Annotated in this window: 17 protein-coding genes; 16 read left to right on the top strand and 1 reads right to left on the bottom strand. The window is 71.0% G+C overall.

The features are described from left to right. The first annotated feature begins 71 nt into the window (after positions 1-71). From mraZ to KIH27_RS05270, 16 genes are all read left to right on the top strand, one after another. Positions 72-503 carry a division/cell wall cluster transcriptional repressor MraZ gene (gene mraZ, locus KIH27_RS05195; protein ID WP_214091867.1) on the top strand — a complete coding sequence of 144 codons (432 nt, stop codon included), beginning with the start codon at positions 72-74 and terminating at the stop codon, positions 501-503. Beyond that, complete coding sequence (rsmH, locus tag KIH27_RS05200) at positions 478-1,641, top strand: 16S rRNA (cytosine(1402)-N(4))-methyltransferase RsmH (RefSeq protein WP_214091868.1); 1,164 nt, start codon at positions 478-480, stop codon at positions 1,639-1,641. The genes mraZ and rsmH overlap by 26 nt, the downstream gene beginning before the upstream one ends. Continuing rightward, positions 1,638-2,705, top strand: a complete 1,068-nt coding sequence (gene ftsL / locus KIH27_RS05205) for a cell division protein FtsL (RefSeq protein ID WP_214091869.1) — start codon at positions 1,638-1,640, stop codon at positions 2,703-2,705. The genes rsmH and ftsL overlap by 4 nt, the downstream gene beginning before the upstream one ends. After that, complete coding sequence (locus KIH27_RS05210) at positions 2,702-4,660, top strand: peptidoglycan D,D-transpeptidase FtsI family protein (RefSeq protein WP_214091870.1); 1,959 nt, start codon at positions 2,702-2,704, stop codon at positions 4,658-4,660. Before ftsL ends, KIH27_RS05210 begins: the two co-directional genes overlap by 4 nt. An 829-nt stretch (positions 4,661-5,489) precedes the next feature. After that, a complete protein-coding gene (locus KIH27_RS05215) occupies positions 5,490-7,019 on the top strand; it encodes a UDP-N-acetylmuramoyl-L-alanyl-D-glutamate--2,6-diaminopimelate ligase (protein ID WP_214091871.1) in 1,530 nt (509 codons plus the stop codon). Continuing rightward, a complete protein-coding gene (locus KIH27_RS05220; protein WP_214091872.1) occupies positions 7,016-8,524 on the top strand; it encodes a UDP-N-acetylmuramoyl-tripeptide--D-alanyl-D-alanine ligase in 1,509 nt (502 codons plus the stop codon). The genes KIH27_RS05215 and KIH27_RS05220 overlap by 4 nt, the downstream gene beginning before the upstream one ends. After that, positions 8,521-9,600, top strand: coding sequence for a phospho-N-acetylmuramoyl-pentapeptide-transferase (gene mraY / locus KIH27_RS05225; RefSeq protein WP_214091873.1), 1,080 nt, complete (start codon positions 8,521-8,523; stop codon positions 9,598-9,600). Before KIH27_RS05220 ends, mraY begins: the two co-directional genes overlap by 4 nt. 1 nt (position 9,601) lies before the next feature. Next, on the top strand, positions 9,602-11,116 hold the full coding sequence (murD, locus tag KIH27_RS05230; RefSeq protein ID WP_372451305.1) for a UDP-N-acetylmuramoyl-L-alanine--D-glutamate ligase: 1,515 nt from the start codon (positions 9,602-9,604) through the stop codon (positions 11,114-11,116). 6 nt (positions 11,117-11,122) lie between these two features. Continuing rightward, positions 11,123-12,640, top strand: coding sequence for a putative lipid II flippase FtsW (ftsW, locus tag KIH27_RS05235; protein WP_214091874.1), 1,518 nt, complete (start codon positions 11,123-11,125; stop codon positions 12,638-12,640). Then, positions 12,637-13,779 carry an undecaprenyldiphospho-muramoylpentapeptide beta-N-acetylglucosaminyltransferase gene (gene murG, locus KIH27_RS05240; protein ID WP_307856791.1) on the top strand — a complete coding sequence of 381 codons (1,143 nt, stop codon included), beginning with the start codon at positions 12,637-12,639 and terminating at the stop codon, positions 13,777-13,779. Before ftsW ends, murG begins: the two co-directional genes overlap by 4 nt. A gap of 500 nt (positions 13,780-14,279) precedes the next feature. After that, positions 14,280-15,737, top strand: coding sequence for a UDP-N-acetylmuramate--L-alanine ligase (gene murC, locus KIH27_RS05245; protein WP_214091875.1), 1,458 nt, complete (start codon positions 14,280-14,282; stop codon positions 15,735-15,737). After that, complete coding sequence (locus tag KIH27_RS05250) at positions 15,734-16,651, top strand: cell division protein FtsQ/DivIB (RefSeq protein WP_214091876.1); 918 nt, start codon at positions 15,734-15,736, stop codon at positions 16,649-16,651. The genes murC and KIH27_RS05250 overlap by 4 nt, the downstream gene beginning before the upstream one ends. A 199-nt stretch (positions 16,652-16,850) precedes the next feature. Continuing rightward, on the top strand, positions 16,851-18,014 hold the full coding sequence (gene ftsZ, locus KIH27_RS05255) for a cell division protein FtsZ (RefSeq protein WP_214091877.1): 1,164 nt from the start codon (positions 16,851-16,853) through the stop codon (positions 18,012-18,014). Between the two features lie 10 nt (positions 18,015-18,024). Beyond that, on the top strand, positions 18,025-18,738 hold the full coding sequence (gene pgeF / locus KIH27_RS05260; RefSeq protein ID WP_214091878.1) for a peptidoglycan editing factor PgeF: 714 nt from the start codon (positions 18,025-18,027) through the stop codon (positions 18,736-18,738). A 158-nt stretch (positions 18,739-18,896) separates the two neighbouring features. Further along, complete coding sequence (locus KIH27_RS05265; RefSeq protein WP_214091879.1) at positions 18,897-19,559, top strand: cell division protein SepF; 663 nt, start codon at positions 18,897-18,899, stop codon at positions 19,557-19,559. 79 nt (positions 19,560-19,638) lie between these two features. Next, positions 19,639-19,929: a YggT family protein gene (locus KIH27_RS05270; protein WP_214091880.1), complete on the top strand. Its 291-nt coding sequence runs from the start codon at positions 19,639-19,641 to the stop codon at positions 19,927-19,929. Positions 19,930-19,963: 34 nt separating this feature from the next. Here the strand turns inward: KIH27_RS05270 and KIH27_RS05275 are convergent, their stop codons facing one another. Further along, on the bottom strand, positions 19,964-20,746 hold the full coding sequence (locus KIH27_RS05275) for a DUF2249 domain-containing protein (protein ID WP_307856792.1): 783 nt from the start codon (positions 20,744-20,746) through the stop codon (positions 19,964-19,966). Positions 20,747-20,941: the final 195 nt, after the last annotated feature.

The following is a 20,941-nucleotide window of genomic DNA, read 5'->3' on the forward strand; positions in this document are numbered from 1 at the left end:
CAAGAAATGGTGCGTAGTGGGTGGAAGTGGGGTATCGTGGCTGAAGTCGACGGTTTGGTGGGAGGTGGCCGATGTTCCTCGGCACCTACACGCCAAAGCTTGACGACAAAGGGCGGCTGACGCTGCCGGCGAAGTTCCGCGACGCACTGGCAGGGGGGTTGATGGTCACCAAGAGCCAAGACCACAGCCTCGCCGTGTACCCGCGGGCGGAGTTCGAGCAGCTTGCCCGGCGCGCCGCCAAGGCGTCGCGGAGCAACCCGGACGCCCGGGCGTTCCTGCGCAACCTGGCCGCGGCCACCGACGAACAGCACCCCGACGGCCAGGGCCGGATCACGCTGTCGGCCGACCACCGCCGCTACGCGAACCTGTCCAAGGAGTGCGTCGTCATCGGATCGGTCGACTACCTCGAGATCTGGGACGCACAGGCCTGGAGCGACTACCAGCAAACCCATGAAGAGAACTTCTCCGCGGCCAGCGATGAAGCACTCAGCGACATCATTTGAGGCACGTGCCCGTGCCTCGTGGCCTCTGCCCGAACCGACCCTGGCGTACTTCCCCGACGTCAGGTTCGCATCGGACAGGGACCTCGAGGCAGGGTCGCGACGGGAAGTCCGACCGGGAGGTGTCGCGGTGGCGGACCAGGGTGAATTCGGCCATCTGCCCGTGCTCCTGCACCGTTGCGTGGAGTTGCTGGCCCCGGCGCTGACCCGCAACGGGCCGGACGGCGCAGGCGCGATCCTGGTCGACTGCACACTGGGCGCCGGCGGGCACGCCGAGCGGTTCCTCACCGAATTCCCGGCGCTGCGGCTGATCGGACTCGACCGCGACCCCACCGCCCTCGACATCGCCGGCGATCGACTGGCCCGGTTCGCCGACCGGCTGACCCTGGTCCGCACCCGCTACGACGGCATCGTCGACGCGCTGATCGAATCCGGCCTGCCGGCAACCGGATCCGTCGACGGGGTGCTGTTCGACCTGGGCGTCTCCTCGATGCAGCTGGACCGCACCGAGCGGGGATTCTCCTACGCCCACGATGCGCCGCTGGACATGCGGATGGACCCCGAGGGTCCGCTGACGGCGGCGGACATCCTCAACACCTACGACGCGAAAGCGATCACCGGCATCCTGCGCCGCTACGGCGAGGAGCGGTTCGCATCACGAATCGCTGCGCAGATCGTCCGGCGTCGGGAGCAGACGCCGTTCACGTCGACGGCGGAGCTGACCGAACTGCTGTACCAGGCGATTCCGGCACCCGCACGGCGCACCGGCGGGCACCCCGCCAAGCGAACCTTCCAGGCGCTGCGGATCGCCGTCAACGCCGAACTGGAGTCACTGGAGGCCGCCGTTCCGGCTGCACTCGACGCTCTTGCCGTCGGTGGCCGGGTGGCGGTGATGGCGTACCAGTCGCTGGAGGACCGCATCGTCAAGCAGCTGTTCGCCGCGGCGAGTGCGTCTCGCACCCCGGTCGGGCTGCCGGTCGAACTGCCCGGTGACGAACCGAGATTCACGGTCCTGACCCGCGGAGCCGAGCGGGCCGACGCGGATGAGATCGAGCGCAATCCGCGGGCCGCGGCCGTGCGATTGCGTGCGGTGGAGCGGGTTGCGTCGGGGAGGGCAGTGCCGGTGAGGGGGGATCGATGACGACCAAACGGAAACCCGTGGTGCGCAACGGTGATCGTCGTGCGCGTGCCGAATCCGGTCCCCGGGTGCGCCGGACCGGCGAACCGCCGCAGCCACGGCGGGTGCGTCGGCAACCCGGAACCGCGCCGGCGCCGAGTCGTGAAGCGCGTCAGCGGTCCGGACCGCAGACCGGTGCGCTGCCCCGGCTGAACGCCCGACCGAAGCCGGCGAAGGGCACCGAGCAGGCCAAGGCGCGGGCGAAGGCGCGCAAGGCCAAGTCTCCCAAGGTGATACGCCCGCCGCTGCGCGACCGGGTGATCTCCCGGCTGGCCTCGATCGACCTGCGGCCGCGGACCCTCGCCGCCAAGGTGCCGTTCGTGGTCCTGATCATCGGTTCGCTCGGCATCGGGCTGGGTATCACGCTGTGGCTGTCGACCGATGCCGCCGAACGGTCCTACCAGTTGGGCAGCCTCCGGGAACACAACCGGGTGCTGCAGCAGCAGAAGGAGGCGCTCGAACGCGACGTGCTGACTGCGCAGTCAGCGCCGGCGCTCGCCGAAGAGGCACGCAACCTCGGGATGATCCCCAGCCGGGACACCGCGCATCTGATCCAGGATCCGGCCGGCAACTGGGTGGTCGTCGGTGTGCCGAAGCCGGCCGAAGGGGTGCCGCCACCGCCGCTGAACACCAAACTCCCCGATGAGCAGGCCGCCCCGCCGCCGCCGGCGCGCGGGGCCGAGATACCAGTCCGGGTAACGCCCGTCGGCCCGGCGGCACCGATGGTGCCCGGGCCGGCGGTGCCCGGATCGGCGATCCCCGGACTGCCGCTGCCCGGACTGCCGGTGCCGACGATGCCGGGAGTCCCGGTGCCGATGCGCACGCACGACGGCGGCGTCGGCGTCGTGCCGTTCCCGGACGTCGCTGGGAGCGTCCCGGTCCCGGATGGACTTCCGCCGGTGGACGCACCGCCCGTCGGACTTCCGCCGGAGGGGGTGTCCCCGGTCGTGCTGCCACCGGTTGACCCGGCGGTGCCGCTCGCGCCGGGTCCGGTGCCCGTGCCGACCACCCCGGGAGTCGCGGGATGAAACGGCCCGGCCGAGCGGCCCCGCCGGTGCGCAAGCCCGCCGCGGGTGTACGGCGCGGCAAGCCGGCTGGGCCCAAGGCGGCGAAGCAGAACTCGGCTCCGGGCCGGTCAGCGCGGGAGCGTCGCACCCGACCGCCGACCGAACTCGGTTCGCGCAGCGCATCATTCGTGTTCCGGCACCGAACCGGAAACGTGATCATCTTCCTGGTGTTGGCACTGTCGGCCGCGCAGCTGTTCTACCTGCAGGTGCCCCGGGCGTCGGGGCTGCGGGACGAGGCGGCGGGCCAGCTCAAGGTCACCGACGTCCAGCAGGCGATGCGCGGCGACATCATCGACCGCTCCGGCGACAAGCTGGCGTTCACCATCGAGGCGAGGGCACTGACCTTCCAGCCGATCAAGATCGGCAAGCAGTTGGAGGAAGCCCGCAAGAACAACCCGAAAGCCCCCGAGCCTCAGCGGCGACTGCAGGAGATCGCCAGGGAGGTCGCCGTCCGGCTCGGCAACAAGCCGGATGCCGCCGCCGTGCTGAAGAAGCTGCGCAGCAACGAGACCTTCGTCTACCTGGCCCGAGCGGTCGATCCGGCGGTGGCGGAGGCGATCAGCGCGAAGTGCCCGGAGGTGGGCAGTGAGCGACAGGATCTGCGGCAGTATCCGGGCGGGTCGCTGGCGGCGAACATCATCGGTGGAATCGACTGGGACGGACACGGTCTGCTTGGTCTGGAGGACTCGATGGACGCCGTCCTGGCCGGCACCGACGGCTCGGTCACCTATGACCGCGGCTCCGACGGCGTGGTGATCCCGGGCAGCTACCGCAACCGGCATCGCGCCGTCAACGGCTCGACCGTCCAGCTCACCCTGGAAGACGACATCCAGTTCTACGTCCAGCAGCAGGTGCAGCAGGCCAAGAACGCCTCCGGCGCGAAGGCCGTCGGCGCGGTGGTGCTCGATGCGCACACGGGCGAGGTGCTGGCGATGGCCGGCGACAACACCTTCGACCCGTCGCAGGACATCGGCCGCCAAGAGGACCGGCAGCTGGGCAACCCGGCGGTGTCGTCCCCGTTCGAGCCGGGTTCGGTGAACAAGCTCGTGACGGCTGCGGCGGCCATCGAGTACGGACTGACGAATCCCGATGAGGTGCTGCAGGTTCCGGGCTCGATCGACGTCGCCGACGTCACCGTCAACGACGCCTGGGTGCACGGCGTGACGCCGTACACGACGACCGGGATCTTCGCCAAGTCGTCGAACGTGGGCACCCTGATGCTCGCGCAGCGGATCGGGCCGGAGCGCTGGTTCGACATGCTGGAGAAGTTCGGCCTCGGTCAGCGAACCGGGATCGGTCTGCCGGGGGAGAGCGCCGGCGTGGTGCCCCCGATCGACCAGTGGTCGGGAAGCACATTCGCGAACCTGCCCATCGGCCAGGGCCTTTCGATGACGCTGCTGCAGATGACCGCGATGTATCAGGCCCTCGCCAATGACGGTGTGCGGATCCCGCCGCGGATCGTGCAGGCCACGATCTCCCCGGATGGTGTCCGCACCGCTGAGGCGAGGCCGGAAGGCGTGCAGGTGGTTTCAGCGCAGACCGCGCAGACCGTGCGCAACATGCTGCGCGCGGTGACCCAGCACGATCCGATGGGGTATCAGCAGGGCACCGGGCCGCAGGCAGCGGTCGACGGTTACCAGATCGCCGGCAAGACCGGCACCGCGCAGCAGATCAACCCGGCCTGCGGGTGCTACTACGACGACGTGTACTGGACCACGTTCGCCGGCATCGCGCCCGCCGACAACCCGCGGTATGTGATCGGTCTGATGATGGACAACCCGCACCGCACTGCGGACGGCGCACCGGGCACGTCGGTGGCCCCGCTGTTCCACAACATCGCGGCGTGGCTGCTGCAGCGGGCCAACGTGCCGTTGTCGCCGGACCCGGGACCGCCGCAGTTGCTGCAGGTGATGTAGGAGCCGTTCTGCGCCTGGCGTCGGCGGGGGTATCACTCAGACTTGGAAGGTCAGATGCCTGTGCCGTTTCGCCATACCTCAATCGACAAAATTCCTGGCGGCAGCATTGCCGAGGGCATGGGGTGTGTCCACGACCACGCCCAATGGCTGGGCGTTGGTCATGCGCCCGCGAGTGCAGCCTCGAAAGCCGCCCACTCATCCTCGGGTACATCCTCGATGACGAGGCGGTCACGCGGAGGTAGTGGCCGAGCATGCCGGATCGCCTCGTCGGGCGCGTAGGTGTGCACGACTGGCTCGTCAGGTTGCTCGACACTGGATACGATGCCGAATTTACCGCCGCATGCTGACGCCCGATGCCTGAGCCTGCTGGAGATTCGTGTCCTGATGCCCGACGGCGACGGCGACGGCGCCGGCCCCGGCCGAATTCAGTGAATCGGCGAGTGTGTGTCCCGCGAATCGGCGAGATTCCTCTCGCGAATCGGCGAACTCAAGATACGCGGTCGCGGTGAGTGTGCCGTCCCGTGGTGCTCGAAACCTGCGTCCGAGGGTCGAAGAGACACTGGCCGACACACGGATCGTCGTTGTTCAGGGTTGCCGACTTGTCACCAACCTCCGGCGCTTGTGCTGAAAGCATCGCCTGCTCAAGATCTTCCACGGCTGTGAGGATCGGCGGCACCCGGACGGGCACATCGACTGGCAGAGTCCTGCTGGACAGACCTACACCACCTGCCCGACAGCAGGCTGCTGCTGGACGGCAGCACACCCATCGCTCGGTAAGGTGTCATCGCCGATCCAGGCGAGGCTCACCAGCGAACGGAGGTGATGGCGCGTGTCTACCGAACTGCGGCCCGCCGGCAACGCCGGGGTATCGCTGCAGACGCTGGCCGACCAGGTCGGGGCGGGTCTGACGGCCGGCGGTTCGGCCCCGGAGGTGCAGGTCACTGGGGTCACGCTGCGCGCTCAGGCCGCGCTGCCCGGCGACCTGTTCGCGGCGCTGCCCGGTTCGGTCACCCACGGCGCCCGGTATGCGGTCGACGCGATCGAGCGCGGGGCGGCTGCCGTGCTCACCGACGCCGCCGGGGCCGCCGAGATCGGTGCGGACTGCCCGGTGCCGGTGCTGGTGCACCCCGCCCCCCGCGACGTGCTCGGAGAACTGGCTGCCACCGTCTACAGCCGGCCCAGCGACCGGGTGACGGTCATCGGCATCACCGGAACATCGGGCAAGACCACCACCACCTATCTGATCGAGGCCGGGTTGCGGGCCGCAGGTCGCACCGTCGGCCTGATCGGCACCGTGGGCACCCGCATCGACGGCGTCGACGTGCCCAGTGCGCTGACCACCCCGGAAGCGCCGGCGCTGCAGGCACTGCTGGCGGCGATGGCGCAGCGCGGGGTGGACACCGCGGTGATGGAGGTGTCCAGCCACGCGCTGAGCCTGGGCCGGGTGGACGGGATACGTTTCGCGGTCGGCGGTTTCACCAACCTGTCCCGCGACCACCTGGACTTCCACCACACGATGGCGGAGTACTTCGAGGCCAAGGCCAGGCTGTTCGACCCGGCGTCGCCGGTGCACGCTGCCACCGCGGTGGTCTGCGTGGACGACGACGCCGGTGCGGCGATGGCGCAGCGGGCGGCGAACGCCGTCACCGTCAGCGTCACCGGCAAGTCGGCCCAGTGGACCGTCGAGCAGGTGACCCAGCAGCCCGACGGCAGTCAGGAATTCACGGTGGTCGACCCCGCCGGGGTGCACCACCGAGTCGGCATCCGACTGCCGGGTGCCTACAACATCGCCAATTGCCTTGTCGCCCTGGCGGTTCTCGACGCGGTCGGGGTGTCGCCGGAGCAGGCGGCGCCGGCGCTGCGCGACGCCAGCGTGCCCGGCCGACTGGAGCCGATCGACCGGGGTCAGGGCTTCCTGGCGCTGGTCGACTACGCGCACAAGCCCGGCGCGCTGGAGGCGGTGCTGCAGACCCTGCGCCGCGACCGGCACCACCCGCAGGCCCGGGTGGCGGTGGTGTTCGGCGCCGGTGGCGACCGGGACCACGGCAAGCGCGCCCCGATGGGGCGGATCGCCGCGGATCTGGCCGACCTGGTGGTAATCACCGACGACAACCCGCGCAGCGAGGACCCCGCCGCGATTCGCCGCGACGTGCTGGCCGGTGCCGCCGACGGCGCCGCGGAGGTGGTCGAGGTCGGTGACCGGCGGGCCGCGATCGCCCACGCGGTGCGCTGGGCGCGGCCCGGCGACATCGTGCTGGTGGCCGGGAAGGGCCACGAAACCGGGCAGACCGCAGGTGGGCGAACCGAACCGTTCGACGACCGGGTGGAGTTGGCGGCGGCACTGGAGTCCCGACCGTGATCGCGTTGAGCCTGGCCCGGATCGCCGAGATCGTCGGCGGCCGTCTCACCGACATCACCCCGGAGCGGGCCGCGACCACCCTGGTCACCGGGACCGTCGAGTTCGACTCCCGCAAGATCGCACCCGGCGGGTTGTTCCTGGCGCTGCCCGGCGCCCGCGTCGACGGCCACGACCATGCGGCCGCGGCGATCGGGGCCGGTGCGGTGGTGGTGCTGGCGGCGCGCCCGGTCGGGGTGCCGGCGATAGTCGTCGACCCGATCGGATCCAACAGCCGATCCGGCGTGCTGGAGCACGACGACGATGCCGGATCCGGTGCCGCGGTGCTGGCCGCGCTGGCGAAACTGGCCGCCGCCGTGGCCGCCGAGCTGGTCGCGAGCGGACTGACGATCATCGGGGTCACCGGTTCGGCCGGCAAGACCTCCACCAAGGACATGCTGGCGGCGGTGCTGGCGCCGCTGGGGCAGGTGGTGGCGCCGCCCGGTTCCTTCAACAACGAGCTGGGCCACCCGTGGACGGTGCTGCGGGCCGACGAGAGCACCGACTACCTGATCCTGGAACTGTCGGCGCGGCATCGGGGCAACATCGCCGCCCTGGCGGCGATCGCCCCGCCGCAGATCGGGGTGGTGCTCAACGTCGGGACCGCGCACCTGGGCGAGTTCGGCTCGCGCGAGGCGATCGCCGAAACGAAAGCTGAACTGCCACAGTCCGTTCCGGCAGACGGTCTGGTGGTGCTGAACGCCGACGACACGGCGGTCGCCGCGATGGCCGCACAGACGCAGGCGAGGGTGGTGCGGGTCAGCCGCACCGAAGGCGCCGACGTCTGGGCCGGCCCGGTCACCCTCGACGAACTGGCCCGCCCGCGCTTCACACTGCACGCCGGGGAGCAATCCGCGGAGGTGGCGCTGGCGGTCTCCGGCGACCACCAGGTCGGCAACGCACTGTGCGCGGCGGCGGTCGCACTGCACTGCGGCGCTACCCCCGAACAGGTGGCCGCTGCGCTGGCCGCGGCCGGCCCGGTGTCGGCGCACCGCATGCAGGTGCAGACCCGCGCCGACGGGGTGACCGTGATCGATGACGCCTACAACGCCAACCCCGATTCGATGCGGGCCGCCCTGCAGTCGTTGGCCTGGATCGCCCGCGGTGACGGCCCGGTGTCGCGGCGCAGCTGGGCGGTGCTGGGGGAGATGGCGGAGCTGGGCGACGACGCGATAACCGAGCATGACCGCATCGGTCGGCTGGCGGTGCGCTTAGATGTGAGTCGGCTTATTGTCGTCGGAGTTGGGAGATCGATGAGCGCGATGTACCACGGCGCGGTGATGGAGGGCTCGTTCGGAGCCGAGGCCGTCGCCGTCGCCGACGTCGACGCTGCACTCGCCCTGCTGCGGGCCGAACTCGAGTCCGGCGACGTGGTGCTGGTCAAGGCGTCGAACTCCGCCGGACTGACCGTGCTGGCCGAGAAGCTGGTCGGGGCGCTGGTCGCCGACGATAAGGGCACCGCCCGATGATCATGATCCTGATCGCCGCCGGCGTCGCGCTGATGGTGGCCATCCTGCTCACCCCGGTGCTGATCCGGCTGTTCACCCGGCAGGGCTTCGGTCAGGAGATCCGCGAGGACGGCCCGCAGAGCCACCAGGCCAAACGCGGCACCCCGTCGATGGGCGGGGTGGCGATCGTCACCGGCATCTGGGCCGGCTATCTCACCGCGCAACTGGCCGGCTTCGTCTTCTACGGCACCGGGCCGTCCGCATCCGGCCTGCTGGTGCTGGGTCTGGCCACCGCGCTGGGCGTGGTCGGGTTCATCGACGACCTCATCAAGATCCGCCGCTCGCGCAACCTCGGGCTGAACAAGACCGCGAAGACCGTCGGGCAGGTCGGTGCGGCCGTCCTGTTCGGCATGCTCGTGCTGAGATTCCGCAACAACGCCGGCCTGACCCCGGGTAGCCCGGAACTGTCCTACGTGCGGGAGATCGCCACCGTCACCCTGCCGGCCGTGGCGTTCGTGCTGTTCGTCGTCCTGATCGTCAGCGCCTGGTCCAACGCGGTGAACTTCACCGACGGCCTGGACGGTCTGGCGGCCGGGGCGATGGCGATGGTCAGCGCCGCCTACGTGCTGATCACCGTCCAGCAGCACCACAACGCGTGCGCTATTGCACCGGGACCGGGTTGCTACAACGTCCGCGACCCGCTGGACCTGGCGCTGGTGGCCGCCGCGACTGCCGGCGCCTGCGTCGGCTTCCTGTGGTGGAACGCCGCCCCGGCGAAGATCTTCATGGGCGACACCGGATCGCTGGCGCTGGGCGGGATCATCGCCGGGCTGTCGATCACGACCCGCACCGAGATCCTCGCGGTGGTGCTCGGCGGGCTGTTCGTCGCCGAGATCGTCTCGGTCGTCATCCAGATCCTGGCGTTTCGCACCACCGGTCGCCGGGTGTTCCGGATGGCGCCGTTCCACCATCACTTCGAGCTGGCCGGCTGGGCGGAGACCACGGTCATCATCCGGTTCTGGCTGCTGACGGCTATCGCCTGCGGGTTGGGCGTCTCACTGTTCTACGGCGAGTGGTTCACCGCCGTCGGCGGCTGACGTGCTGAGCGAGCTGTCGCCCGGGGCGCGGGTGCTGGTCGCCGGCGCCGGGGTGACCGGGCGGGCCGTGCTGGCCGCGTTGACGCCGCTGGGCGTGGACCTGTCGCTCTGCGACGACGACCCGGCTGCGTTGCGCGCCTATCCCGACGTGGCGACGCTGAGCCCGTCGGCGGCCGCCGCGCAGATCAGCGGCTACGACCTCGTCGTCACCAGCCCCGGATTTCCGCCGAGCACCCCAGTGCTGGCCGCGGCCGCGGCAGCGGGAGTGCCGATCTGGGGTGACGTCGAACTGGCCTGGCGCCTGGATGCCGCCGGGCACTACGGGCCGCCGCGGCGCTGGCTGGTGGTGACCGGCACCAACGGCAAGACGACGACGACGTCGATGCTGCACGCGATGCTTCTCGCGGCGGGGTTGCGCGCCCAGCTCTGCGGCAACATCGGCAGCCCGGTGCTCGATGTGCTGAGCGAGCCGGCCGGCGGTTCAGCGAGGCTCGACGGAGGAGAGCGGAAGCTGGGACCGCCGCATGAATCCGAACTGCTCGCGGTCGAGCTGTCCAGTTTCCAGCTGCACTGGGCGCCGTCACTGCGACCGGCAGCCGGCGCCGTGCTCAACATCGCCGAGGACCACCTGGACTGGCATGGCGGCATGGCCGGCTACACCGCCGACAAGGCGCGCGCGCTGCACGGCGAGGTCGCGGTCGTCGGCATGGATGACGCCCGGGCGGCGGCGTTGCTGCCCGACGCCCCCGCCGGGGTCAAGGTCGGCTTCCGGCTGGGCGAGCCGGCGCCGGGGGAGTTCGGCGTGGTCGGCGGGGCGCTGGTGGACCGGGCGTTCGCCGACAGCCTGGCGCTGGCGCCGGTGGCGTCGATACCGGTGCCGGGCCCGGTCGGGGTGCTGGACGCGCTGGCCGCCGCCGCACTGGCCCGCAGTGCCGGTGTGCCGGCCGAGGCGATCGCGGCCGCGCTGGCGTCGTTCCAGGTCGGGCGGCATCGTGCCGAACTGGTCGCGGTCGCCGGCGGCGTCAGCTACGTCGACGATTCCAAGGCCACCAATCTGCATGCCGCCGAGGCGTCGGTGCTGTCGCATCCCCGGGTGGTGTGGGTGGCCGGTGGCCTGCTCAAGGGCGCCACCGACGCCGCGCTCGACGCCACCGTCACCCGGATCGCCGATCACCTGGTCGGGGCCGTGCTGATCGGCCGAGACCGCCAGGCGGTTGCCGAGGCGTTATCCCGACACGCACCGAATGTCCCGGTTGTCCACGTTGTGGCAAGCGAAGATGCTGGTATGGATGTTGCTGTCGTTTCTCCAGATGCTCGTGTGACACGAGTGATCTCCGAGTCCGACGGGCCGCTGGGTGCCCGGGTGATGACGACGGTGGTGGCCGCCGCCGGCGAATTGGCCGCACCCGGCGACACGGTGCTGCTGGCACCGGCGGGCGCATCGTTCGACCAGTTCACCGGATACGCCGCCCGCGGCGAGGCGTTCGCGGCCGCCGCACGCGCCGCCGCCGAGTAGGTCCGCGTGATCGGCGCACTCGCCCGGCTGCGGCGCCGGGGCTCCGCTGACGCCGCGGCAGCCGACGAGGCGGCACCGACCGCGCACGTCAGCACCGACGCGGCCGGCCCGCGCACCCGGTTCGGGGCGTGGCTCGGCCGCCCGATGACCTCCTTTCACCTGATCGTCGCCGTCGCTGCGCTGCTGACCACGCTGGGGCTGATCATGGTGCTCTCGGCGTCGGGGGTGGAGTCCTACGGAGCCGACGGGTCGGCGTGGCGGATCTTCGCCAAGCAGGTGCTCTGGACCGTGATCGGGCTGGGCGCCTGCTACGTGGCGCTGCGGATGCCGGTCCGGTTCCTGCGCCGGATCGCGCTGCCCGGCTTCGCATTCACCATCGTGCTGCTGGTGCTGGTGCTGATCCCCGGGATCGGCACGCTGTCCAACGGCTCCCGCGGCTGGTTCGTCATCGCCGGGTTCTCCATGCAGCCCTCCGAGCTGGCGAAGATCGCCTTCGCGATCTGGGGTGCGCACCTGCTGGCGGCCCGCCGGATGGAACAGGCGACGCTGTTCGAGATGCTGGTGCCACTGGTGCCGGCCGCCGTCGTCGCACTGATCCTGATCGTCGCCCAGCCCGACCTCGGCCAGACGGTGTCGCTGGGCATCATCCTGCTGTCGCTGCTCTGGTACGCCGGCCTGCCGCTGAAGGTGTTCACCACCTCGCTGGCCGCGGTCGTCGCCGCCGCGGCGGTACTGGCCATCTCGGAGGGCTACCGGTCCGACCGGGTGCGGTCCTGGCTGGACCCCGACGCGGACGCTCTGGGCTCGGGATACCAGGCCAAACAGGCGAAGTTCGCGCTGGCGAACGGCGGCGTCTTCGGTGACGGGCTGGGGCAGGGGACCGCGAAGTGGAACTACCTGCCCAACGCACATAACGACTTCATCTTCGCGATCATCGGCGAGGAACTCGGCTTTGTCGGCGCGTTCGGACTGCTGGCGCTGTTCGGGCTGTTCGGCTACACCGGGATGCGGATTGCCAAACGGTCCGCCGACCCGTTCCTGCGACTGCTCACCGCGACCACCACGATGTGGGTGATCGGTCAGTCGTTCATCAACGTCGGCTATGTGATCGGGCTGCTGCCGGTGACCGGACTCCAGCTGCCGCTGATCTCCGCGGGCGGGACGTCCACGGCCACAACCCTTCTGATGATCGGCCTGATGGCCAACGCGGCACGGCACGAACCGGAGGCGGTGGCCGCGCTGCGGGCCGGCCGCGACGACCGGATGAACCGCCTGCTGCGGCTGCCGCTGCCCGAACCCTACGCACCGACTCGGGCCGAGGCGCTGCGCGACCGGCTGCGATCACGCCCGCAGTCCCCCGAACGGGAGCGCCGGAACGGCCGGACACCCGCGCGCAAGACCGCCGCCCGGTCGGCGCGGACCCGGTCGGTGCAACGATCCGGATCCGCGACCGGGCATCATGGAGGCGGCCGGCGTCCGTCGGGTGGACGCGCACGCTCATTGGAAGGTCAGCGTTACGGGTGAACGACTCCGACAGCACGCCGGTGCACCGCAGGCCGATATCGGTGGTGCTCGCCGGCGGCGGCACCGCCGGTCATGTCGAGCCCGCGATGGCCGTCGCCGACGCCCTGACCGCCCTGGACCCCGACGTCGCGATCACCGCGCTGGGCACCGCCCGGGGACTGGAGACACGGCTGGTGCCGGCTCGCGGCTACCGACTGGAACTGATCACGCCGGTGCCGCTGCCCCGCAAGCTCAACGCTGACCTGGCCCGGCTGCCGCTGCGGGTGCTGCGCGCCGTCCGGCAGACTCGGGCGGTGCTCGACACCGTCGAGGCCGACGTGGTGATCGGCTTCGGCGGTTACGTGGCGCTGCCGGCCTACCTGGCCGCCCGGGGGCTGCGTCGCCGTGTCCCAGTCGTCATCCATGAGGCCAACGCCCGGGCCGGCCTGGCCAACCGGGTCGGTGCCCGCGGTGCCCGTCGGGTGCTGTCCGCGGTGGCCGACTGCGGTCTGCGGCGCACCGAGGTGGTCGGTGTGCCGGTGCGGGAGGCGATCACGTCGCTGGACCGCGCGGCGCTGCGGTCGGCGGCCCGCGCCGAGTTCGGGTTCGCCGACGACGCGCGGGTGCTGCTGGTCTTCGGCGGCTCCCAGGGCGCGCAGTCGATCAACCGGGCGGTCTCCGGCGCCGCCGAACAGCTTGCGGCAGCCGGTGTTTCGGTGCTGCACGCGCACGGGCCGAAGAACACCCTGGACCTGCCCGCACCCGCCGCGGGCGCACCGCCGTACGTGGCGGTGCCTTACCTGGACCGGATGGACTTGGCGTACGCCGCCGCCGACCTGGCGATCTGCCGGTCCGGGGCGATGACGGTCGCCGAGGTGTCGGCGGTCGGGTTGCCGGCGGTCTACGTGCCACTGCCGATCGGCAACGGCGAGCAGCGGCTGAACGCGCTGCCGGTGGTCGAGGCCGGCGGCGGTCTGCTGGTCGACGACGCCGCCCTGACCCCTGATTTCGTGGCGGAGACGGTGGCGGGGCTGCTCACCGACGGGCCGCGGCTGGCCGCGATGACGGAGGCGGCGGTGACGGCCGGGCATCCGGATGCGGCCCGCCGGGTGGCTTCCGTCGCGCTGGACGTCGCGAGCGCAGCGAGGGGCGGCCAGTGAGCGGGATGAGCACCGTCGCGCTGGACGTCGCGAGCGCAGCGAGGGGCGGCCAGTGAGCGGGATGAGCACCGTCGCGCTGGACGTCGCGAGCGCAGCGAGGGGCGGCCAGTGAGCGGGATGAGCACCGTCGCGCTGGACGTCGCGAGCGCAGCGAGGGGCGGCCAGTGAGCGGGATGAGCACCGTCGCGCTGGACGTCGCGAGCGCAGCGAGGGGCGGCCAGTGAGCGGGATGAGCACCGTCGCGCTGGACGTCGCGAGCGCAGCGAGGGGCGGCCAGTGAGCGGGATGAGCACCGTCGCGCTGGACGTCGCGAGCGCAGCGAGGGGCGGCCAGTGAGCGGGATGAGCACCGTCGCGCTGGACGTCGCGAGCGCAGCGAGGGGCGGCCAGTGAGCGGGATGAGCACCGTCGCGCTGGACGTCGCGAGCGCAGCGAGGGGCGGCCAGTGAGCGGGATGAGCACCGTCGCGCTGGACGTCGCGAGCGCAGCGAGGGGCGGCCAGTGAGCGCCCGGGAGCTGCCGCCCGAACTGCAGCGGGTGCACATGATCGGCATCGGGGGAGCGGGCATGTCCGGTATCGCCCGGATCCTGCTGGACCGCGGTGGGCTGGTGTCGGGGTCGGACGCCAAGGAGTCCCGCGGCCTGCAGGCGTTGCGGGCCCGCGGTGCACAGGTCAGGGTCGGCCACGACCCGTCCGCACTGGATCTGCTTCCCGGCGGGCCCACGACCGTCGTCAGCACCCATGCGGCGATCCCCAAGACCAACCCGGAACTGGTCGAAGCCCACCGCCGCGGCATCCCGGTGGTGCTGCGCCCGGTGGTGCTGGCCAAGCTGATGGCCGACTACACCACGCTGATGGTCACCGGCACCCACGGCAAGACGTCCACCACCTCGATGCTGGTGGTCGCGCTGCAGCACTGCGGGCTGGACCCGTCGTTCGCGGTCGGCGGCGAACTCGGCGAGGCCGGTACCAACGCGCACCACGGCAGTGGCGACTGCTTCGTCGCCGAGGCCGATGAGAGCGACGGCTCGCTGCTGGAGTACACCCCAGACGTCGCCGTGGTGACCAACATCGAAGCCGACCACCTGGACTTCTTCGGCAGCGCCGACGCCTACACGCACGTGTTCGACGAGTTCGCGGCACGGATCGCACTCGGTGGGGCGCTGGTGGTGTGCGTCGACGATCCGGGTGCCGCCGCACTGGCGGATCGCAGTGCGGCGCAGGGGATCCGAGTGCTGCGCTACGGGAGTGGCGGCGATGCGCCGCTGGCCGCCCGACTGCTGGACTGGGAGCAGCAGGGCACCGGTGCGGTCGCGCAGATCGCGCTGGCCGGCTCCGACCGCGTCGAGGCGATGCGGCTGTCGATCCCGGGCCGGCACATGGCGCTCAACGCGCTCGGGGCGCTGCTGGCGGCCACCGAGATCGGGGCGCCGCTGGACGCCGTGCTGGACGGGCTGGCCGGGTTCGAGGGGGTGCGCCGGCGCTTCGAACTGGTCGACGCCGTCGGCTCGGTGCGGGTTTTCGACGACTACGCGCACCATCCCACCGAGATCGCGGCGACGCTCGCCGCGGTGCGGGCGATGCTGACCGAACTCGGCGCCGGCCGCAGTGTGGTGGTGTTCCAGCCCCATCTGTATTCGCGGACAAAGACTTTCGCCGCGGAATTCGGTGCTGCACTGAGCGGCGCCGACGAGGTCTTCGTGCTCGACGTCTACGGTGCGCGCGAACAGCCGATCCCGGGCGTCAGCGGCGCGATCGTCGCCGAGCACGTGCGGGTGCCGGTGCACTACCTGCCGGACTTCTCCGCGGTGCCGGCGGCAGTGGCCGCGGCGGCGGTACCGGGTGACGTGATCGTGACGATGGGTGCGGGCGACGTGACGATCCTCGGCCCGGAGATCGTGACCGCGCTGCACGAACGAGCCGACCGGACGATCCCCGGTCGGCCGAGTGTGCTGTGAGCGAGCCGTCCGAAACCCCGGATGTGCCACCGGAGGTCGAGGATTCCGAACAGCAGGCCGACGACGCGCAGGAGGCGGCCGAGCCGCAACCCGACGAGGTGGAGGGACCGCGGCGGCGGGCGCGCCGGGAGCGAGCCGAACGTCGTGAAGCGCAGGCCCGGGCGGAGGCGATCGAGCAGGCCCGCCGGGAGGCCAAGCGGCGGTTGCGAACCCGGTCGACCGAGCCGGCGAGCCGGGTGCCGCGCGGCGCCATTCGCGGCCTGAAGATGGCGCTGATCACCGTGTTGACGCTGGTGTCGGCGGTGGGGCTGGGGCTGATCCTGTACTTCACCCCGCTGATGTCGGTGCGGGCCGTCGAGGTCGAAGGGATCGCCGAGGTCACCCGCGACGAGGTGGTCGCGGTCGCCGCGGTGCAGTTGGGCACGCCGCTGCTGCAGGTCGACACCAGTGCGGTCGCCGACCGGGTCTCGGAGATCCGGCGGGTGGCCAGTGTTCGGGTGCAGCGGCAGTACCCGTCGACGCTGCGCATCGCCGTCGTCGAGCGGATCGCGGTGGCGGTCAAGGACTTCCCGGACGGGCCGCACCTGTTCGACCGGGATGGCGTGGATTTCGCGACGGCGCCGCCACCGCCGGGCCTGCCGTATTTCGACGTCGACGACCCCGGCCCGACCGATCCGGCCAGTCGCGCGGCGCTGCGGGTGCTGACGGCGCTGGCGCCGGAGGTGGCCGGACAGGTCAGCCGGATCGCCGCACCGTCGGTGTCGTCGATCACCCTGACGCTGACCGACGGCCGGATCGTGGTGTGGGGGAACACCGACCGCACCGCGGAGAAAGCGCAGAAACTGGCGGCGCTGCTGACCCAGCCCGGCCACATCTACGACGTGTCGAGTCCGGATCTGCCGACGGTCCGCTAGCGCCGGCCGTAAAAAATCACCTGGCGTGTCGCGGCGCGTCGGCGCCGATGACGGGCGAAGCGGCCCTACTGTGGCGGTTGCGCGGAACAACTTGACATAACTCTAAGCCTTTGGTTGAGGTTGAGGGTTTGCGACACGCCGGGGAGTTCTGCAGCGCGCCAGCCGGAGCAAGGAATCCCACCAGGGAGGAAGACGAACGATGACCCCACCGCACAACTATCTGGCCGTCATCAAAGTCGTGGGTATCGGCGGCGGTGGCGTCAACGCCGTCAACCGGATGATCGAACAGGGCCTCAAAGGGGTCGAGTTCATCGCGATCAACACCGACGCCCAGGCACTGTTGATGAGCGACGCCGACGTCAAGCTCGACGTCGGCCGCGAGTCGACCCGGGGCCTCGGCGCCGGCGCCGACCCGGAGGTCGGCCGGCGGGCCGCCGAGGACGCCAAGGACGAGATCGAGGAACTGCTGCGCGGTGCCGACATGGTGTTCGTCACCGCCGGTGAGGGCGGCGGCACCGGGACCGGCGGCGCGCCCGTTGTCGCGACCATCGCCCGCAAGCTGGGCGCGCTGACCGTCGGCGTCGTCACCCGGCCGTTCTCCTTCGAGGGCAAGCGGCGTGGCAACCAGGCCGAGAACGGCATCGCCACGCTGCGGGAGAGCTGCGACACGCTGATCGTGATCCCCAACGACCGGCTGCTGCAGATGGGCGACGCCCAGGTCTCGCTGATGGACGCGTTCCGCAGCGCCGATGAGGTGCTGCTCAACGGTGTGCAGGGCATCACCGACCTGATCACCACGCCGGGCCTGATCAACGTCGACTTCGCCGACGTCAAGGGCATCATGAGCGGTGCCGGCACCGCGCTGATGGGCATCGGCTCCGCACGCGGCGACGGCCGGGCGCTGAAAGCCGCTGAGATCGCGATCAATTCGCCGCTGCTGGAGGCGTCCATGGAGGGCGCCCAGGGTGTGCTGATGAGCGTGGCCGGCGGCAGCGACCTCGGCCTGTTCGAGATCAACGAGGCGGCCTCGCTGGTGCAGGACGCCGCGCACCCCGAGGCCAACATCATCTTCGGCACCGTGATCGACGACTCGCTCGGCGACGAGGTGCGGGTGACGGTGATCGCGGCCGGCTTCGACTCCTCCGGCGGTGCCCACCGCAAGCCGGTGAGCGCCCCGATCGGCCAGTCGATCGCCCCGGGGAAGGCCGGCAAGGTCACCTCCTCGCTGTTCGACCCGGTCGATGCGGTCAGCGTTCCGACCCCGACCAACGGTGCGACCGTCAGCGTCGGCGGCGGCCGGGACGGCGACGGCCACGATATCGGCGACGACGACGTCGACGTCCCGCCGTTCATGCGGCACTAGCGGCACCCGAGTGAGCTTTCGCGTCCGGCGGGTGACGACCACCCGCGCGGGTGGTGCGTCCACGGCGCCGTTCGACTCCTTCAACCTCGGCGATCACGTCGGCGACGATCCGAATGCGGTCGCCGCGAACCGGTTTCGGCTGGCCGCGGCGACCGGTCTCGGCGCGCAGCGGCTGGTCTGGATGAACCAGGTGCACGGCGATCGGGTCGAGGTGGTCGACGGCCCGCGTGACAGTCCTGTCGAGGCGACCGACGCGCTGGTCACCACCGTGCCCGGCCTGGCCGTGGTGGTGGTGACCGCCGACTGCGTGCCGGTGCTGATGGCCGACGCCCGGGCGGGCGTGGTGGCCGCGGTGCACGCCGGCCGGGTCGGTGCGGAGCGCGGCGTGGTGGTCCGGGCGCTGGAGGCGATGCTGAACGCCGGTGCCCAGGCCGCGGACATCTCGGTGCTGCTGGGCCCGGCCGTCAGCGGCGCGCACTACGAGGTGCCCGCCGCGATGGCCGACGCCGTCGAGGCGGCGCTGCCCGGCAGCCGCACGACCACGATGGGCGGCACGCCCGGCCTGGATCTGCGGGCCGGAATAACCCGGCAGCTAACGGATTTGGGTGTCACGGCGATCGAGACCGACCCGCGCTGCACGGTCGCCGACCCCAACCTGTTCAGCCATCGCCGCGACGGCCTGACCGGGCGATTGGCGTCGCTGGTGTGGCTGGAACCCCGGTGAGGATCCGATGCAAGTGAAACCGGATTCCGCTGTGCGCGTGTCGGTGCCGCGCTAATGCGTTCCGGGCCGTTAACGTCACCAATATCAGTCACTTCAGTCACACCTTCATCACAGACATCAGATCGACGCCAGATCATGCAGCCTGAAAGGGTCCCGCGATGAGCACACTCCACAAGGTCAAGGCCTACTTCGGGATGGCTCCGATGGAGGATTACGACGACGACTACTACGAGGACGACGCCGAGTCGGCACGCGGCTACGCGCCGCGTCCGGAACGGTTGTCGGAGGACGTCTTCGACCGGGTCGCGAGCCGGCCCGAGGGACGCTTCGACGAGCGTTTCGAGGGGGAGTACGACGACAACGCGGGCGGCTACCGGGGTGGCTACGACGACGACCGTCGCGAATCCCGTTACCGTGGACGGGAATTCGACCGCCCCCGGGACTTCGAGCGGCCGCGGTTCGGCACGCTGCGCGGTGCGACCGGCGGTGCGCTGGCGATGGACCCGCGCCGGATCGCGATGCAGTTCGACGAGGGCAGCCCGATGTCGAAGATCACCACGCTGCGTCCCAAGGACTACTCCGAGGCGCGCACCATCGGCGAACGGTTCCGCGACGGCACCCCGGTGATCATGGACTTGGTCTCGATGGACAACGCCGACGCCAAGCGACTGGTCGACTTCGCGGCCGGCCTGGCGTTCGCACTGCGCGGATCGTTCGACAAGGTGGCGACGAAGGTCTTCCTGCTGTCACCGGCCGACGTCGACGTGTCGCCGGAGGAGCGCCGCCGGATCGCCGAAACCGGCTTCTACGCGTATCGGTAGGCTGACGGGCAGTCGGGTCGGCCGACAGACGTCGCGGACGTCGCGGCCGGCATCCCCTCGTCAGTAAGGTCGGGTTGCGTTGGCGCTGTTCTTCACGGTTCTCGGTATCGCGCTGTTCGTCTTCTGGCTGTTGCTGATCGCCCGGATCGTCATCGAGTTCATCCGTTCCTTCAGCCGGGACTGGCAGCCGCGCGGCGCCACCGTGGTGATCCTCGAGATCATCATGAGCCTCACCGATCCGCCGGTGAAGTTGCTGCGCCGGCTGATCCCGCAGCTGACCATCGGTGCGATCCGGCTGGACCTGTCGATCATGGTGCTGCTGCTGCTGGCCTTCATCGGAATGGAATTGGCGCTGCAGCACGCGGCGTGAGGCCCGGCGCAGCGCGCCGGGCCCCACCGCGGACTCAGACCCGGGTCAGGCGCAGCCGCCAGGCCTGCGGTCCGCGCTCCTCGTAACCGACCGCCAGCCGGCCACCGCTGCGCTCGGCGAGCTGGTGCAGCAGCGGGATCGGGTCGTGCGGTGCCACCAGGATCATCGAACCGCCGACCGGCACGGCGTCGAAGGCGCCGAACACCGTCGCGTGCCGGATCGCGTGCGGGATCTCCCGGACGTCGAGCTCCGGCATCTCCTCGTCCTCCTCGCCGCAGCTGCAGCCGGCGTGGCCGCCGTGACCGCCGTGGTCGTGACCACCCGCCGCGGGCTGCGCCGGGTGGTCCGTGGCCTCCGGCTGCCCCGGCAGCTGGGCGGCGAGGTCGGCGAGCGAGATGCCGCTGGTCTCGGCCAGCGCCGGCAGCAGCAGGTCGGCCACCTTGCCCAGCAGTGCCTCCAGCAGCACCCGCAGCGCCTCGACGTGGGCGGCGATCTGCACCCGGTCGGTGTCCCGGCCGATGCGGGCGGCGGCCTGCTCGATCAGGTGGGTCTCGCCCAGGAGGCCCTCGACCAGCAGCCGGGACCGCTCCACGTTGACCGACGCGGGGTAGATGACCTCGACGGCGGCACGCAGCTGCGGACGCACCCCCTCGTCGATGAAGTCCTGCACGGCCCGGTGGGCGTCGTCGAAGGCCGGGCCGGCCGTGTTGACCGCGGCGAACAGCGCCGCACCGAGGGCCGCCTGCCGGCCCAGCAGCTCGGCGTAGCTCGACCGCACCTCGTCTACTGCCACCGAGTCGGCCGCGTTGGTCGCCACGACCACATCGTTCGTTGTCATCCTGAGGGTGTCCTTCCGATTCATCGTGTCGCCCACCGGTTTGCGTGCCGACCCGCTGTCAATTTTTACGGTCTATGTTTGTGAATAATACGGCTCCGCCGGCTGTGGTGATACCCGGAGGTGTCGCGGTACTCGCCAGCGGTGCCGATGGTTTGCGGGGCGCATGGAATCAGC

This window comes from Mycolicibacter acidiphilus (genome assembly GCF_018455725.1).
GTDB classification, from domain to species: Bacteria; Actinomycetota; Actinomycetes; order Mycobacteriales; family Mycobacteriaceae; genus Mycobacterium; species Mycobacterium acidiphilum.